Raw genomic sequence first — 15526 nt, 5'->3', positions numbered from 1 at the left:
GTCGCCCGGATCGTCTCCGCCGCCCGGGACGGCGGACCGGCAGTCAGGCGCGCGCCGCGGCCAGCGCCGCGCGCATCGCGTCGACCGGCGCGGGTACCCCGGTGAACTGCTCGAACTGACCGACGGCCTGGGCGAGCAGCAGGTCCAGCCCGGAGACCACCCGGCAGCCGGCGGCGAGCGCGGCGGCAGCGAGCGGGGTCGGCCAGGGGTCGTAGACGACGTCGAAGAAGACCGTCCCCGGCCGCCAGTCGAAGTGCGCGGCGAGCGGGTCGGCCACCCCCTTCGGCACGGTCGAGATGACCACGTCGGCCCGGGCGTGCGCCGAGGCGCCGTCCCAGTCGGCCGACGCCAGCGGCACGCAGACCGCCCGGGCCACCGGACCCAGCTCGTCGATCGCCTCCGGGCGCCGGGCCACCACGGTCACCTCGGCCGCCTTGAGCCGGGCCGCCGCGGCGAGGGCGGCCCGGGCGGTGCCGCCCGCGCCGAGCACGGTCACCGTGGCGCCCGTCGCGCAGCCAGCGGCGGTGAGCACCTCGACCATGCCGGTGACGTCAGTGTTGTCGGCGTACCAGGAGCCGTCGGGCCGGCGTACCAGCGTGTTGGCGGCGCCGACGGCGGCGGCGACCGGCGAGACCTCGTCGGCCACCGCGAGCGCCGCCTCCTTGCCCGGCATGGTCACCGACATCCCGGCCCATTCCGGGCCGAGGCCGGCGACCAGGCCGGCCAGCTCCTCCGCCGTGCACTCGAACCGGCTGTACGACCACCCGGTCAGCCCGGCCGCCGCGTACCCGGCGTTGTGGATCACCGGGGAGAGGGAGTGCGCGACGGGCCTGCCGACGACCGCGGCCCTCACCCGCAGTTCGTCCCGGTCAGCACGCCGTTGTTGCACATCTGCTTCTGCAGATTCCGGAAGTCCGCGTCGTTGGAGCCGTAGCCCATCGTGCCCTTCTTGTCGACGGTCATGAAGTAGATCCAGTCACCCGCGGGCGGGTTCATCGCCCCCTTGAGTGCCTCCTCGCCGGGGTTGCTGATCGGGGTGATGGTGAGGCCGTCGGCGCCGTGCGTCCGGTACGGGTTCTTCGGATCGTTCAGCTCCGACTGCTTGAGGACGTCCGAGTCCTTCGGGTCCTTGCCCTGCAGCCGCAGCCAGTAGTTGATCGCGCTGTCGATCTCCAGGCACTTGCAGTGGTACTTGTCGGTGTAGACCCGGTTGTAGATGACCCGGGCCACCTTCGGCATGTCCACGTGGTTGACCGACTCGGCCTGCGCGATGGACGCGGTGATCAGCGCCTCGTACGGGGAGATGCCCCGCTTGGCCTGCACCGTCTCGACGAACTTCATCTCCTCGGTGACGGTGAGAAACTTCTCCACCATCATCTCCAGGATCTGCTCGGCGGTGGCCTTCGGCGGGATCTCGTAGGTCGCCGGGAACAGGAAGCCCTCCAGGCTCTTCGGGCCCTTCTTGCCGTCCTGCCGGTTGAACCAGAAAGCCGGCACGCCCAGCTTGACCGGGTCCTTGGCGGCGGCCTTGAACTCGGCGACCGGAATCTTGGTCTGCTTGGAGAGGAGGTCGTAGATCGCCAGGGTGATCGTGCCCTCGGGGATGGTCACCCCGTTCACCACCCGGCTCTTCGGGTCGAGCAGCAGGGTCACCGCGTCGGCGGCCTTCATCTGCTTCCTGACCTTGTACCGGCCGACCTGGATGTTCTTGCTGCGCGAGTTGGCCTCCGCGGCCTCGATGAACGCCTTGGTGCTCTTCACCACGCCGGCGTCGTAGAGGCTGTCGCCGATGTCGGTGAGGGTGTCGCCGGCCTTGACCTCGACCAGCGCCTCGCCGGTGCCCGGGCCGTCGTAGTCCGGGGTGACGAAGTGGTTCCGGATCCGGTCGAAGCCGATGAAGGCACCGCCGCCGATCCCGCCCAGCAGGACCAGCGCCATCAGCAGGGCGAAGATCGTCTTGCCGCGACCGCCGGACTTACCCTTGCGCTTGCGCACGGCGCCGCGCCGGTGCCGCCCCTTCTCCCCCCTCTCCGCCTCGTCGAACACCAGGTCCAGATCGTCGATCATCGCGTCGGCCTCCGCTGCGCATCCAGCCAGCTCTGCAGAATCTCCACCGCGGCGGCCTGGTCGACCACCGCCCGTTGTCGCTTCCCCCGGACGCCCCGTTCGGCCAGCCTACGACTCGCCACCACGGTCGACATCCTCTCGTCCGTGAGCGTCACCGGTATCGGCGCTATTACATCGCCCAGGCGGGCAGCGTACGCCGACACGTGCGCCGCGGCCGGGCCGTGTTTGCCGGCAAGATTAACCGGAAGGCCGACGACAACCTCGACGGCCTCGTGCTCGGCGACGAGCTGGGCGAGCTCGAGGATGTCACTCGGCACCGCGTCCGGCCCCGCGGTGAGGTCCCGGGCCAGGGTGACCAGCGGGGTGGCCAGCACCCCGTGCGGATCGGACCGGGCGACACCAACCCGGACCTGTCCGACATCCACCCCGAGCCGCACCCCGCGGGACAGTTCAGCCATCTACCGGGCACTCCCCCGCCGGGACAGGCCAGGGCGGACCGAGCGGTCCGCCCTGGCTGCGTTCGATGGCGACATCACGCCTCGGCGATCGCCTTCTCCACGGTGGCCAGCAGGTTCGGCGCCTCGGCCGCGGGCAGGCCACCACCCTGGGCGAGGTCGTCGCTGCCGCCACCCCGGCCGGAGAGGGCCGCCTTCACCAGCTCCTTCGCGGACAGGCCCCGACCCCGCGCCGCCTGGTTGACGGCCACCACCAGGGACGCCTTGCCACCGGCGCGGGCCGCCACGGCGACCACCGCCGGCCGGGCCGGGTCGATCCGGCCGCGGATCTCCTGGGCCAGGGTCCGCACGTCGTTGCCGGACGCGCCCTCGGGCGCCTCGGTCCCGACGTACGCGGCCCCGCGCACGTCCTTCGCCTGGGCCGCGAGCGTCGCCGCGCCGCCGAGCACGAGCTGGGCGCGGAGCTTCTCAAGTTCCTTCTCCGCGTCGCGGAGCTGGGTGACGGTCTGCTCCACCCGGTCGGCGACCTGGTCGCCGGGGACCCGGAACAGCTCGGCGAGCCGGGAGACCAGCAGGTGCTCGCGGGCCAGGAAGCCGAACGCGTCCATGCCGACCAGCGCCTCGATCCGGCGGACGCCCGAGCCGACCGACGCCTCGGAGAGGATCTTCACCAGGCCGAGCTGCGCCGAGCGGGCCACGTGCGTGCCGCCGCAGAGCTCCCGGGCGTAGTCGCCGACCTCGACGACCCGGACCCGCTCGCCGTACTTCTCGCCGAAGAGCGCCATCGCGCCGATCCGGCGCGCCTCCTCCTGGCTGGTGATGAAGGCGTGCACCTCAAGGTCGGCCAGGAGCACCTCGTTGACCTGCTGCTCCACGTCGTGCAGCACGCTCGGCGCCACCCCGGTCGGGGTGTTGAAGTCGAACCGCAGCCGGCCCGGGGCGTTCAACGAGCCCGCCTGGGTCGCCGACTCGCCGAGGAAGTTGCGCATGGTCTGGTGCACCAGGTGGGTCGCGGTGTGCGAGCGGGAGATCGCCCGGCGACGGGACACGTCGATCTCGGCGTACCCGGTCTCCCCGGCGCGCACCTCGCCCCGGACCACCCGGGCCCGGTGCACGATCAGCCCCGGCACCGGCTGCTGCACGTCGAAGACCTCGAGCTGGCCGCCGCCGACCGTGATCAGGCCCTGGTCGGGCTGCTGCCCACCGCCCTCGGCGTAGAACGGGGTGGTGTCGAGCACCAGCTCGACGGTGTCCCCCTCGACCGCCGCGCCGACCTCGGCCCCGCCGGCGAGCAGCGACCGCACCCGGGACTCCCGGTTCAGCTCCGTGTAGCCGGTGAACTCCACCGGCCCGCCGCCGTCGAGCACCGACCGGTACGCCGACACGTCGACGTGCCCGGTCTTGCGCGCCTGCGCGTCCGCCTTCGCCCGGCGCCGCTGGTCGGCCATCAGCCGGCGGAAGCCCTCCGCGTCGACCTGGAGCCCCTGCTCGGCCGCGATCTCCAGGGTCAGGTCGATCGGGAAGCCGTACGTGTCGTGCAGCTGGAACGCCTTGTCCCCGGAGATCGCCGGCTGCCCCGCCGACTTGGTCTCCGCGATCGCGGTGTCCAGGATCGTGGTGCCCGCGCGCAGCGTGGCGAGGAACGCGTCCTCCTCCGCGTACGCGTACTGGGAGATCCGGCCGAACTCCGCGGCCAGCTCCGGGTACGACGGGGACATGCAGTCCCGGGCCACCGGGAGCAGCTCGGGCAGCGCCCGGTCCTGGTAGCCGAGCAGGCGGACCGCGCGGATCGCCCGGCGCATGATCCGGCGGAGCACGTAGCCGCGCCCCTCGTTGGACGGGGTCACCCCGTCACCGATCAACATCAGCGCCGTGCGCACGTGGTCGGCGATCACCCGCAGCCGGACGTCGTCGGGGTGCGACTCGCTGGCCGCGTGGCCGGAGCGCGCACCGTACCGCTTGCCGGTCAGCTCGGCGGCCTTGTCGAGGATCGGGCGGACCTCGTCGATCTCGTAGAGGTTGTCGACGCCCTGCAGGATGGAGGCCATCCGCTCCAGGCCCATGCCGGTGTCGATGTTCTTCGCCGGCAGCTCACCGAGGATCGGGTAGTCCTCCTTGCCGGTGCCCGGTCCCCGCTCGAACTGCATGAAGACGAGGTTCCAGAACTCCAGGTAGCGGTCCTCGTCCACCTCCGGGCCGCCCTCCCGGCCGTAGGCGGGGCCACGGTCGTAGAACAGCTCGGAGCACGGGCCGCACGGGCCGGGAATGCCCATGGACCAGAAGTTGTCCGCCTTGCCCCGGCGGACGATCCGCTCGGCGGGCACGCCCACCGACCGCCAGATCTGGAACGCCTCGTCGTCGTCGAGGTAGACGGTCGGCCAGATCCGCTCCGGGTCCAGCCCGAAGCCGCCCTGATCGACCGGCTTGGTGACCAGGTCCCAGGCGAGCGGGATCGCGCCCTCCTTGAAGTAGTCACCGAAGGAGAAGTTGCCGTTCATCTGGAAGAACGTGCCGTGCCGGCTGGTCTTGCCGACCTCGTCGATGTCCGGCGTCCGGATGCACTTCTGCACGCTGACCGCGCGGCGGAACGGCGGGGTCTGCTGGCCCAGGAAGTAGGGGACGAACTGCACCATGCCGGCGTTGACGAACAGCAGGTTCGGGTCGTTGATGGCGGGCAGCGGAGCGGACGGCACCACGGCATGGCCGTTCGCCTCGAAGTGGGCGAGGTACCGCCGCTTGATCTCCGCCGTCTTCATCGTTGGTGCTCCTCCGGGAAAATCTCTCGGTCGCCGATGCGCGGGTCCTCCCGCAGGTCGGCGAACTGGTCGTCGAACGCCTCGCCCCGGGCGAACGCGTCGTGGATCTCCTGCTCGCGCTCGGCCATCCCGATCCGGACGTCCTCCACGAAGCTACGCAGCGACTCGACGAGACTGCCAGCGGATTCCGACAGGCCGCTGGCGATGCCGGCCGGCGTGTACGCCTGGGCGGCCCGGGTCGCCTTCCGGACCACCACCACGCCCACGGCCAGCCCGATGCCCAGCCAGAACAACCGCCTCATGCTCTCATCCTCCTGTCGGCGCCGGCCGGGTCAGCGGTTGCCGCGCTTGGCCGCTCGGCGCTGCTGCTTGATGGCGTCGCGCACCTCGCGCTCGGTCTCCGCGTGCCGACGGGCGGCGGCGGCCCGGCGCACGCCGTAGCCGAACGCGGCCACCTTCACCAGGGGGTTCGCGGCGGCGGCGGAGATCACGGTGGCCAGGTTCGCCACGTTGGCGGTGACGTTCTGCGCGTGGGTGGTCATGGTGTCCACCTTGGCGAGCTGGAGGTTCACCCCGTCCAGCGAGGTCTGCACCTGCTCCAGGGTGGTGTTGACGTTCTTCACCGTGGTGTTGACGTCGGTCAGCAGCGGCGTGGTGCGGTCGTTCAGGTCGTTGATCATCCGGGTCGTCGCGTCCACGGTGTGCCGCAGCCGGAGGATCGGCACCGCCAGCACGAGCACCAGCATCAGGAACGCGCCGGCCGCGATCAGCGCAGCGATCTGTCCACCATCCACGCGCATGTCCTCCTCAACCAGGCGTTCCGGGACCGACCTCCCGGAACGCGCGACCCTCCGACCCGCTCCGCGCCTGGCCGACCCACCATTGGCGCGGCGGGTCCGCCAGCCCCAGACCCTACCGTCCGTGTTGGAAACCGGCTCAGGACGGTGAGCGTGTCTGCTCGCCCAGTGGGTCGTCGGTGAGGGTCGGAAACGGATCCTCACCGGTGAGTGACGGATCAGTACTCGGCTGTGGTCCGGTCCGCTCGTCGTCGATCGCGTTGCGCACCTTCACCGACACCAACGAGCCGGTGCACTTCCCCGCTGCGGGCGACGGCGCCGGAGACGGCGCCGGTTCCCCGTTCACCGGCGGCGGCACGCAGGTGGGGTCGCGCACCCAGAGGTCGAGGGTGAGCTCGTCCCGGCGCCAGCAGGTGTAGCTGCCCTTGACCGGCTGCTCCGGGCAGCGGGTCACCTTCCACTGCCGCCAGCCGTCCCGGGTCAGCGCCGCCTCGTAGACCTGGGCGGTCTCCTTCCACGCCTGTTGGGACTCCACGGTCCGCTCCCGCAGCCGGCAGTCCTGCAGGCACCAGCGGCTGCCGCTGACGTTGTCGACCGTCTTCACCGCTGCCCAGCCGGGCACGTCCAGCTGGTCCAGGTTGTCGAAGACCGGGTCGCGGCTGAGCGTCCGGAGGCCGAAGTAGAGCGGCACGGCGCCGAGCAGCACCACGCTGACCAGCACCAGGATGCCCAGCCGCAGCCGGCGCCGCTCGCGCATCTGCCGGCGCAGCTCGGATCGGGCGCCGCGCAGGCCCCCGGCCGCGGTCGGGTGGCCATCCGCCGGCTCCGAATCGGACCGGCGCAGCGGAGGTCCGGCCGGGTCCGCCGGTCCCGGCCGCGCACCGGCCGGCTCCCCCTGGGGTACGACCGCCGCCGCCCGCGCCACCGCGGGCTCGCCCGGACGTCCCGGCGGTACGGAGGCACCACCGGTCGGCTCCGGACGGGCGGGTCCCGGCTGGGGCGCGACGGCCCATCCGGCGGAACGCTCGTCGGGCCCGGCGGGCCGGGCCACCGAGGCGGCCGCCCGGGCCACCGTCGGCTGCCCGCCCGACGCGCCGCTCCGTCCGAGGTCGGTGCCGCCCGGCTGCGGCCCCGGTGCCCGCCGGTCGTGCTCGGGCGCGGCCGATCGGGGCGGGACCGGCCCGTCGGGCCCGGGGCGCGCCGCGCCGCGCGCGGGCACGTCCGGGCGGGGCGGGCCGGACACCGGCGCCCCACCGGGGCGACCCGGGACCGGGCCGGGTTCACCCGGAAGCGGCGGGGTGACCGGTCGGCCGGTCCGGTCCGCACCCGCCGATGGGGGGCGCACCGCCCCGCGGGCGGGCGTCGGCTGCCCTGGTCCGGCCTGGGGGCCCGGTGGCACGGCGGCCGTGCCGGACCGGCCGGCCGAGGTGCGGTCGGGGCCGTCCGGGCCGCCCCGCCGGGCGGCGGGCGGTTGCTCGATCGGGCTTCCGGTCGGCGTCGACGGTTTGACCACCGGCATGTTCGGATCGCTGTGGTGCCCGCGACCAGCCTGACGGAGCCAGTCCGCCGGCCGCTCGGGCCGGTTGCCGTGCGGCCCGTCGCCGTCGCGGCGTTCGGTGGGACCGTCGTCGCCGGGCGACGCTCCGCGACGTGGCGCGGTCTCCCGCCCGTCGCCGGTCGCCCGGCGCCGGCCCGGGCCGGACGGATCATCGGCGGCGAACGCAGGCCCGGAGGACATCTGCTGGCCCTCGGGCCCGCCCCGACGCCCGGTCTCCGGGCCGTCCAGCCCAGCCCGGCGTCGCGTTGACGTCTCCGGTCCGTCAGCCGGCCCGCGCCCCTGCGGGGCAGCGAACCCCTCCGGCACGGCGCGGCGCCCGGTGGACGTCTCCGGGCCCTCCGGCACGGCGCGGCGGCCAGTCGACGTCTCGGGGGCCTCCGGCGCGGCCCGCCGCCCGGTCGACGTCTGCGCGCCCTCCGGCGCGGCGCGACGCCCGGTCGACTTCTCGGAGCCCTCCGGCGCGGAGGCGCGTCGTCCGGCCACCGGCGGGCCGTCCGGCGCGGCGCGACGGCCGGTCGACCTCCCGGGGTCGTCGGAACCACCGCGACGCCCCGGCGGCATCCCAGGGTCGTTCGAGGCGGTCCGACGCCCGGTCGACGGCCCGCTTTCGGGCACCGTGCGACGTCCCGACCACATCCCCGGGTCGTCCGAGGCGGCGCGTCGCCGCGCCGGCATCACGCCGTCGTCCGGCGCGGCGCGACGGCCGGTCCGAACCTCGCCGTCGTCCGGCGCGGCACGACGGCCGGTCCGAACCTCGCCGTCGTCCGGCGCGGCACGACGGCCGGTCCGAACCTCGCCGTCGTCCGGCGCGGCGCGACGGCCGGGGGCGGTGGGTGGATCCTCGGGAGCGGCGCGGTGGCCGCCCGGCACCACCGGTCCGTCCGGCTCGGGGCGCGGGCGACGGCGGCCACCGGCGCGCCCAGCGGGCGGGCCGGCGGAAGCGCCCTCTCCCGGAACCGAGGGCGCGCTGCCGCTCCCGGACACGGGCGCGGCGTTGCCGCTCCTCGGGGTCATCGGCTCGGCTGGCTCGGCGGCACGGCGGCGGGCGCCCCGACGGACGGCACCGGACCCGGTCGGGCCGTCGACCACCGGGCCGGCGCCGGTGGACAGCGTCGGGTCGACGGGGCCGCGCTCGGCCGTTCCCCGGCGCCGGCGCTGGTCCGGCTCAACTGCGGGACCACGCCCCGAAGCACCGGTGGCCGGATCGACGGCCGGGCCGCCGGGCGGGCTCGCCGCGCCCCGCGCCCCCGCCGGCGCGCCACTCGTCGGGCCGCCGTGGCGGCCGGGCTCGGCGCCCTCCGGAGCGGCACGACGTCCCGCCGCCCCGGGGGTGGGCGGCACGACGGCACGGGCACCGGGATCGGTGTGGTCGGCAGCGGTGCGGCGGCCCGTACCCGGCACGGGTGGCCGGGCACCCGGACCCTCGGCGTCGCGAGGGCCGACGACCGGGCCGGACGGTGCGGAACGGGGAGCGGCCGGCGGTGCGCCCGCGCCGGCCGGCTGCCATCCGGCGGCCGACGGCTGCCCGCCCCGGCCCGGTCCCGGGCCCGCGGGGTCGCCGTCCAGGTTGGCCCGGCCGCGCTGACCCGGACCGCCGACCGGGCCGGGCTGGCCGGTGGCGCCGGCGGTCGGGGTGACCCGACCGTGCTGACCGGTCGGCCCGTCCACGCCGCGACGCGGTCGGGGCGGCTCGGCCGGCCCCTCGCCGGGGCGGCGCGGCGGCTGGGCGGGCTCCGGCGTGCCTGGCCACGGGCCGTCGACGGGCCGGGGCGCGGCGGCGTCCGGCCCGCCCCGGCGGACCGGGGGCGTGGCCGGGCCGGGGTCCCGACGAACCGCCGGCCCCTCGGGGCCAGGTCGGCCCGCGCCGGGCGCTGGGCTTCCGGGGGGCGGCACGGCGCCGGGTCGGGGCCCGCGCGTCACGGGCGCGGCGCCCGACGGCGGCATGACCCCCGGCGGCGTCGCGCCGGGGGCGGGACCGGGCGGGCCACTGTCCGGGCCCAGATCGGTGCGCTGCTGCTTGGCCGTGCGCAGGTCGTCGATCCAGTCGAAGTCCTCGCCGCCGACCGACTCCTCCGGCTGGCCGTCGGCCTTGCCCCGCCCCCACCGGCGGCCCTTGGCGCGGGAGTCGCGCCGCTCGTCGGGGCCGTCCTCCGGACCACGCGCTCTCACTGCTGACCCTCCCCCACGGCGTCGCTGCCGCCCTCATCCGCCCCGCTGACCTGCTCCGGGCCCGACAGTCGACGACCGTTCGAGACGCCGGACGCAGGTGCCTCCGCGCGCGTCGTCGGCGCGGGCAGCCCACGGACGATGCGCCGCAGCAGCGGCAGCCGGCTGGCCACCGACCGCTCGGCACCGTGCCCGCTGGGCTGGTAGTAGTCGGTCCCGACGAGATCGTCCGGAGCGTACTGCTGGGTGACCACCCCGCGGTGGTCGTCATGCGGGTAGCGGTAGCCGGCGCCGTGCCCGAGGCCGCGGGCGCCGGAGTAGTGGGCGTCGCGCAGCCCACGCGGCACCGGCCCGCCCCGACCGGCCCGCACGTCGGCGATGGCCGCGCCGATCGCGGTGGTGGCCGAGTTGGACTTCGGGGCGGTGGCGAGGTGGATCACCGCCTGGGCGAGGTTGAGCTGGGCCTCGGGGAGTCCGACGTACTCGACGGCGTGCGCGGCGGCGGTGGCGACGGTCAGCGCGGTGGGGTCGGCCATCCCGACGTCCTCGCTGGCGAAGATGACCAGGCGACGGGCGATGAACCGGGCGTCCTCGCCGGCCACCAGCATCCGGGCCAGCCAGTGCAGCGCCGCGTCCACGTCCGAGCCGCGCATGCTCTTGATGAACGCGCTGATGACGTCGTAGTGGGCGTCACCGTCGCGGTCGTAGCGGACCGCGGCGACGTCCACCGCCTGCTCGGCGGTGGCCAGGTCGATCCGGCCGGCGCCGAGCGCCGTGGCGGTGGCGGCCGCCGCCTCCAGGGCGGTCAGCGCCTTGCGGACGTCACCGTTCGCGAGGCGTACGAGGTGGTCCTCGGCGTCGGTCTCCAGGGTGAGCGCGCCGCGCAGGCCGCGCTCGTCGGCGACCGCCCGGCGCAGCAATCCGCGTACGGCGTCGTCGTCCAGCGGCTGGAGGGTGAGCAGCACGCAGCGCGACAGCAGCGGTGAGATGACCGAGAAGTAGGGATTCTCCGTGGTCGCGGCGAGCAGGGTGACCGTTCGATCCTCCACCGCGGCGAGCAGCGAGTCCTGCTGGGTCTTGCTGAACCGGTGCACCTCGTCGATGAAGAGGACGGTCTGCGGGCCACCGGCGCGGCGCTGCCGCCGGGCGGTGTCGATCACGGCGCGGACGTCCTTCACCCCGGCGGAGAGCGCGGACATCGCGACGAAGCGGCGGTCGGTGGCCCGGGCGACGAGGTGGGCGATGGTGGTCTTGCCGCTGCCGGGCGGCCCCCAGAGGATCACCGACATGGGCGCGGCGCCGCCGACCAGTTGGCGCAGCGGCGCACCCGGGGCGAGCAGGTGGTCCTGCCCGACCAGTTCGTCGAGGGAGGCGGGCCGCATCCGGACGGGCAGGGGCGAGTCCTCCCCCACTGCGGTGAAGCCGCCGACACCACCGGAACCCGCGGGGGCGCTGGGCGCTCCGGCGGGTTCGCCGAGGGTGAAGAGGGCGTCGGACTCCATCACGAGAACAGTACCGGGCCCGGTCAGCGACGCCGGAATCGCGCCGCGGACCGGGCCAGCGGTGATCGGTTCCGGTCAGCCACGACCCGGACGGCGACCGTAGTACCAGCGGCCGCGGCCACTGCCACCGGGGCCGCGGCCGACCCCGGCGAGGTAGAGCGAGAGCAGCAGGAAGCCGATCAGGGCGAGAGTCCAGTTGTTGAACAGATCGGGCGCGCCGAGGTTCGTGTTCAGGAAGTCGAGCAGCAGCGCGAAGCCGAACACGATGGCCGCGAGAATGGCGAGCATGACGTTCCTCCGGTGGGGGTCCCAGTAGGTCGCCGCCTGATGTACCCAATCGGTCTCTTCGTCAATCTCCACCGTGGACCGGCCCGGCTCCGGGCCTCCGTCGGCACGACCGGGTGGGGTCATAGGCTGACGACATGATCACTGCGGAGCAGGTCCTGGTGGGTCGGGACGCCTTCCTCGACGCCACCGGACACCACCCGTACGCCCGGCACTCGCTGTGGCGGGACCACGAGCCGCGCGGCTGGCGGCGCGACGGTGCGGTGGTCTGGCTCCTGCCGCCGGAGCAGGGGCCGGCGAGCGGGGCGCTCGGTGCGCCCGCGCCGGCGCTCGACTTCTTCGGCGGTCTGGTGGCGGACGGGGTGCTGCGCGCCGGCCAGTGGCTGCACCTGCCTCGCACCTCGCCGGACGAGCTGGCCGGGCGGTTGGCCATCACCCGCCTCGACCAGTGGGACTTCCTCTGGACCACCACTCCCCCGCCGGTGCAGCCGGAGGAGGAGCGGGTGGTACGCCTCACCGAGGCCGACCACCCGGCGCTGGCCGAGCTGATCGAGGAGTCCTTCCCAACCACCACCTCCCGGCCCGGCGACCCCCGGATCGTGGACTGGTACGGCATCCGCGACGGCGACCGGCTGGTCGCCTGCGGGGCCGACCGCAGCCGGGGTGACATCGGCTTCCTCGCCGGCCTCACCGTGGCGACCGACCGCCGGGGGCGGGGCCTCGGCGCCGCGCTGACCGCCGGGATGGCCCGCGCCCTGTCCGCCCGGTACGACCACGTCGCGCTCGGCGTCTACACCGACAACGTCGGGGCGATCCGGCTCTACCGCCGGCTCGGCTTCACCCACGCGGTGCCCCGCAGCTCGGTCCACCTGGGCTGACGACTCCCCGGCGTCGCCGAGCCGCGGGCGGCTCTGCCACATCGCGAGTGCTCCGCCCGCCGGCGGGAAGCGGCGGGCGGAGCGCGGCGGCGGTCACCGGGTCCGGGTCACCGCCGCCTCAGCCGGCGGCACGGCGACCGACGGGGCGGAGTCCTCGACCGGCACGGTGGGATCGGCCTCGGCCGGCGCGGCCCGGTCGGGGTCGGTGACCGGCGGCAACTTCGCCCGGTCGGCCGTCCCGGTCCGGCCGGCCCGCCAGGCAGGCAGGTAGAGCGGGGCGGCCACGGCGAGCACCACCGCGCCGACCAGCATCGCGGTGCTGATGCTGGTGCGGTCGGCCAGGGCGGTCAGGACGACCCCGCCGAGCGCGCCGGCCGGTTGGGCCATCATCGAGTTCAGCGAGATCACGCTGGTCCGGTACGGCCCGTCCACCTGACGGTGCAGCAGGCCCATGTGCAGCGGGTTGGACGCCCCGTGCACGGTGTAGCAGGCCAGGTACGCGACGATCACCCCGACCGGGCCGGCGAGGAGACCCATCCCGACCACCGTGCCGCCCTGCAGGATTCGCATCAGCGCGGCGCTGGGCGCGGCCCCCAGCCAGCGCAGCAGCAGCGGGGTGAGCGCGGCGCCGGCCGCGTTGGCCAGCCAGGCCGCCGAGCCGGCCGGCCCGAGCAGCGCCGCCGCCCGGTCGGCATCCCCGATCACCTCGGCGAGGCGGACCGGCAGCAGTGACTCGAAGGTGACCATCCCGAAGCCCCAGAACAGCTCGACCGCGACCAGGGCGAGCAGCACCCGGGAGCGGCGCAGCAGGCCGACCGCCTGCCCCACCATCCGGGGCGCCTCGACGACCGAGGCGCGCAGGGCGCGGGCACCCTTGGCCGATCGGGTCTCCACCAGCAGGACCAGCAGGGCGATCAGGGCCACCACCTGGAGGGCGATGGCCACCAGCAAGGGCAGGGTCAGTGCGCTGACCGGCCCGACCGGGCCGAGCGCGACCAGCCCACCGCTGAGCAGCGCGCCGGCCCCGATCGCGACGCCGATGACGGTGCCGGCGAAGCCGAGGCCGCGCTCGTACTCGGCCTCCGGATCGGCGGCGAGGGTGGCGTCGACGTACCAGGACTCCAGCGGGCCGCTGTCCAGCGCCCGGTAGACGCCCTGCAGGGCCCAGGACAGGAAGAAAAGCCAGAACGAGTCCGCCACCGCGAAGATGCCCAGCGAAATCAGGCAGACCATCCAGGCGGCGGCGAGCACCGGCTTGCGGCCGAGCGCGTCAGCGAGCCCACCGGTCGGCAACTCCAGCGCAAGGACGATCAAACCCTGCGCGGTGCCGACCAGACCGATCTGGGAGAGCGACAACCCGCGCTCCTGCATCAGCAGGATCATCACGGGGATCATCAGCCCGGCGGGCAGCCAGCGCAGGCCGTAGAGGGTGAGGTAGCGGAACCGGACCTGGCGTACGGACAGCGTGCTCATCGCTTCTCCTCGGACGGCGGTGGAGCGGCGAGCCGCCTGCCCGCCAACAGCGGGAAGGCGGCGAGGTAGATCTGCACCTGCTCGGCGCCGGGCTCGGCGGGGTCGGCCTCGTTCCGGTAGCGCTCGAGGAGCTGCCACACCTCCTCCTTCAGCGCCTCAAGCCGGGTCGACGGGATGCTCATGAAGACATCGCCCATCCCGAATGCGTCCCGCCAGGCGGGCGACCACTCGTGGCGGACGGCGAACCAGTGTTCGGCATGCTCCGCGAGGAACCGCACCTGGTCACCCTCGATCCACTCGATCGCGGCCCGGGCGTCGGGGTCGTCGTCGAAGTCGGTGGGCTCCCAGTTGGTGACGTCGTGCGCGGCCCGCCACCAGCGCTGCCGCCCGGTGCCCCGGTCGGGCTCCTCGGCGACCAGCCCGACCTCGGCGAGCTGCCGCAGGTGATAGCTCGTGGCACCGGTGTTGGTGCCCAGCAGCTCGGCGAGGACCGTGGCCGTGGCCGGCCCCTGCACCCGCAGCGCCCCGAGCAGTCGGGTCCGCAGGGGATGCGCCAGCACCCGCACCTGTCGATGGTCCAGCCGGACCGCGCGGGGTTCACGCCGCCGCGCTGACTCGTCGTTCTCCATGCATGCACAATATCTGTGCACAGTTTCTATGCACAAGAGTTGTGCATAGAAACTGTGCATGATCCGACAGCGGATTCGGCGTGCTCAGACCGCGAGGAGTTCGGTGATGCCGCGCAACCGGGTGCGGAGCAGCGCCGAGGCCCGGGACGAGTCGAGGCGTACCTCGGTGGGGCGCAGCAGGCCGGAGGCGGCACTGATGGTCGTCTTCATCCCGACCGGGTCGAGGCCGAGCCGTCGGGCCACCAGCAACCCCATCTCGGCGCGGCTGACCGCGTCCGGTCCGGCCACGTTGAGCGGGCCGGCATAGTCCGAGGGCACCAGCTCCAGCACGGCGGCGGCGAGGTCGACCACGTCGATCGGGCAGCGGAGCTCGTCGGTGAACAGGGCGGCCCGACCGGCGAGCGCGTCGAGGCAGAGCTGGATCTGCTTGCTCCCCTCCCCCACGATCAGCGAGGTCCGGACCAGCGCGGCTTCAGGGTCGATCGCCCGGACCGCGGTCTCCGCAGCGGCCTTCGCCGCTCCGTATGGGAAGATCGGGCTGGGCGGCTCGTCGTCGAGGTAGGGCGATGGGCGGCCGCCGTGCACCGCGTCGCTGGACAGGTGCACCAGCCGGGCGCCCGCCTCGACGGCGGCGTACGCGACGTGGGCCGCCCCGTCGGCGGTGACCCGCCAGTCGTCGTACCGGTAGGGGGTGGCGACGACGGCGTCGGGGCGTACCTCGGTCAGCAGCGCGCGGACGGCGGACCGGTCGGTGACGTCGAGCCGGCGGGCCGCCACCCCCGGCACCGCGACGGCGGCGGAGTGGTACGTGCCGACCACCCGCTGCCCCGCCGCGACCGCCTGCCGGCACACCTCGGTGCCGAGGAAGCCGCTGGCCCCCACCACGAGCAACGTCATGTCGTCCCCCAGACATTGAGAATGGCCCGCGTCATCATGACGCGGGCCATTCACCAACTCAAG

Annotated in this window: 13 protein-coding genes; 1 reads left to right on the top strand and 12 read right to left on the bottom strand. The window is 74.5% G+C overall.

Features of this window, described 5'->3' with window-relative positions; translation table 11 throughout:
• Positions 1 to 43: 43 nt before the first annotated feature.
• The 9 genes from GA0070624_RS15070 to GA0070624_RS15025 all read right to left on the bottom strand — a co-directional run bounded on the left by GA0070624_RS15070 (position 44) and on the right by GA0070624_RS15025 (position 11589).
• Positions 44 to 853, bottom strand: a complete 810-nt coding sequence (locus GA0070624_RS15070; protein ID WP_091341580.1) for a shikimate dehydrogenase — start codon at positions 851 to 853, stop codon at positions 44 to 46.
• Positions 850 to 2067, bottom strand: coding sequence for an endolytic transglycosylase MltG (gene mltG, locus GA0070624_RS15065; protein WP_091341578.1), 1218 nt, complete (start codon positions 2065 to 2067; stop codon positions 850 to 852). The genes GA0070624_RS15070 and mltG overlap by 4 nt, the downstream gene beginning before the upstream one ends.
• Positions 2064 to 2525: a Holliday junction resolvase RuvX gene (gene ruvX / locus GA0070624_RS15060; protein WP_091341576.1), complete on the bottom strand. Its 462-nt coding sequence runs from the start codon at positions 2523 to 2525 to the stop codon at positions 2064 to 2066. The genes mltG and ruvX overlap by 4 nt, the downstream gene beginning before the upstream one ends.
• A 74-nt stretch (positions 2526 to 2599) precedes the next feature.
• Positions 2600 to 5278 carry an alanine--tRNA ligase gene (gene alaS, locus GA0070624_RS15055; protein WP_091341574.1) on the bottom strand — a complete coding sequence of 893 codons (2679 nt, stop codon included), beginning with the start codon at positions 5276 to 5278 and terminating at the stop codon, positions 2600 to 2602.
• Positions 5275 to 5580: a hypothetical protein gene (locus GA0070624_RS15050; RefSeq protein ID WP_091341572.1), complete on the bottom strand. Its 306-nt coding sequence runs from the start codon at positions 5578 to 5580 to the stop codon at positions 5275 to 5277. The genes alaS and GA0070624_RS15050 overlap by 4 nt, the downstream gene beginning before the upstream one ends.
• A gap of 30 nt (positions 5581 to 5610) precedes the next feature.
• Positions 5611 to 6072 carry a DUF948 domain-containing protein gene (locus GA0070624_RS15045; RefSeq protein WP_091348881.1) on the bottom strand — a complete coding sequence of 154 codons (462 nt, stop codon included), beginning with the start codon at positions 6070 to 6072 and terminating at the stop codon, positions 5611 to 5613.
• Between the two features lie 142 nt (positions 6073 to 6214).
• Entirely contained in the window at positions 6215 to 6832 is a 618-nt protein-coding gene (locus GA0070624_RS15040) for a hypothetical protein (protein WP_091348878.1), read from the bottom strand.
• 2966 nt (positions 6833 to 9798) lie between these two features.
• Positions 9799 to 11301 carry a replication-associated recombination protein A gene (locus tag GA0070624_RS15030; protein WP_091341569.1) on the bottom strand — a complete coding sequence of 501 codons (1503 nt, stop codon included), beginning with the start codon at positions 11299 to 11301 and terminating at the stop codon, positions 9799 to 9801.
• Positions 11302 to 11376: 75 nt separating this feature from the next.
• Entirely contained in the window at positions 11377 to 11589 is a 213-nt protein-coding gene (locus tag GA0070624_RS15025; RefSeq protein ID WP_091348877.1) for a hypothetical protein, read from the bottom strand.
• Positions 11590 to 11723: 134 nt separating this feature from the next.
• Here GA0070624_RS15025 and GA0070624_RS15020 point away from each other — a divergent pair, with 134 nt between their 5' ends.
• Positions 11724 to 12464 carry a GNAT family N-acetyltransferase gene (locus GA0070624_RS15020; RefSeq protein ID WP_091341567.1) on the top strand — a complete coding sequence of 247 codons (741 nt, stop codon included), beginning with the start codon at positions 11724 to 11726 and terminating at the stop codon, positions 12462 to 12464.
• 93 nt (positions 12465 to 12557) lie between these two features.
• Here the strand turns inward: GA0070624_RS15020 and GA0070624_RS15015 are convergent, their stop codons facing one another.
• The 3 genes from GA0070624_RS15015 to GA0070624_RS15005 form a co-directional block, all read right to left on the bottom strand.
• Positions 12558 to 13937: an MFS transporter gene (locus GA0070624_RS15015; protein WP_091341565.1), complete on the bottom strand. Its 1380-nt coding sequence runs from the start codon at positions 13935 to 13937 to the stop codon at positions 12558 to 12560.
• Positions 13934 to 14566 (bottom strand): ArsR/SmtB family transcription factor, encoded by a 633-nt coding sequence (locus GA0070624_RS15010; RefSeq protein ID WP_091341563.1) that lies wholly within the window; start codon positions 14564 to 14566, stop codon positions 13934 to 13936. Before GA0070624_RS15010 ends, GA0070624_RS15015 begins: the two co-directional genes overlap by 4 nt.
• Positions 14567 to 14650: 84 nt before the next feature.
• Positions 14651 to 15463 (bottom strand): SDR family oxidoreductase, encoded by an 813-nt coding sequence (locus tag GA0070624_RS15005; protein WP_091341561.1) that lies wholly within the window; start codon positions 15461 to 15463, stop codon positions 14651 to 14653.
• Positions 15464 to 15526: the final 63 nt, after the last annotated feature.

This window comes from Micromonospora rhizosphaerae (assembly GCF_900091465.1).
Lineage (GTDB): Bacteria > Actinomycetota > Actinomycetes > Mycobacteriales > Micromonosporaceae > Micromonospora > Micromonospora rhizosphaerae.
Note: the sequence above shows the minus strand (reverse complement) of the source record. Positions and strands in the feature narration are given on the sequence as shown.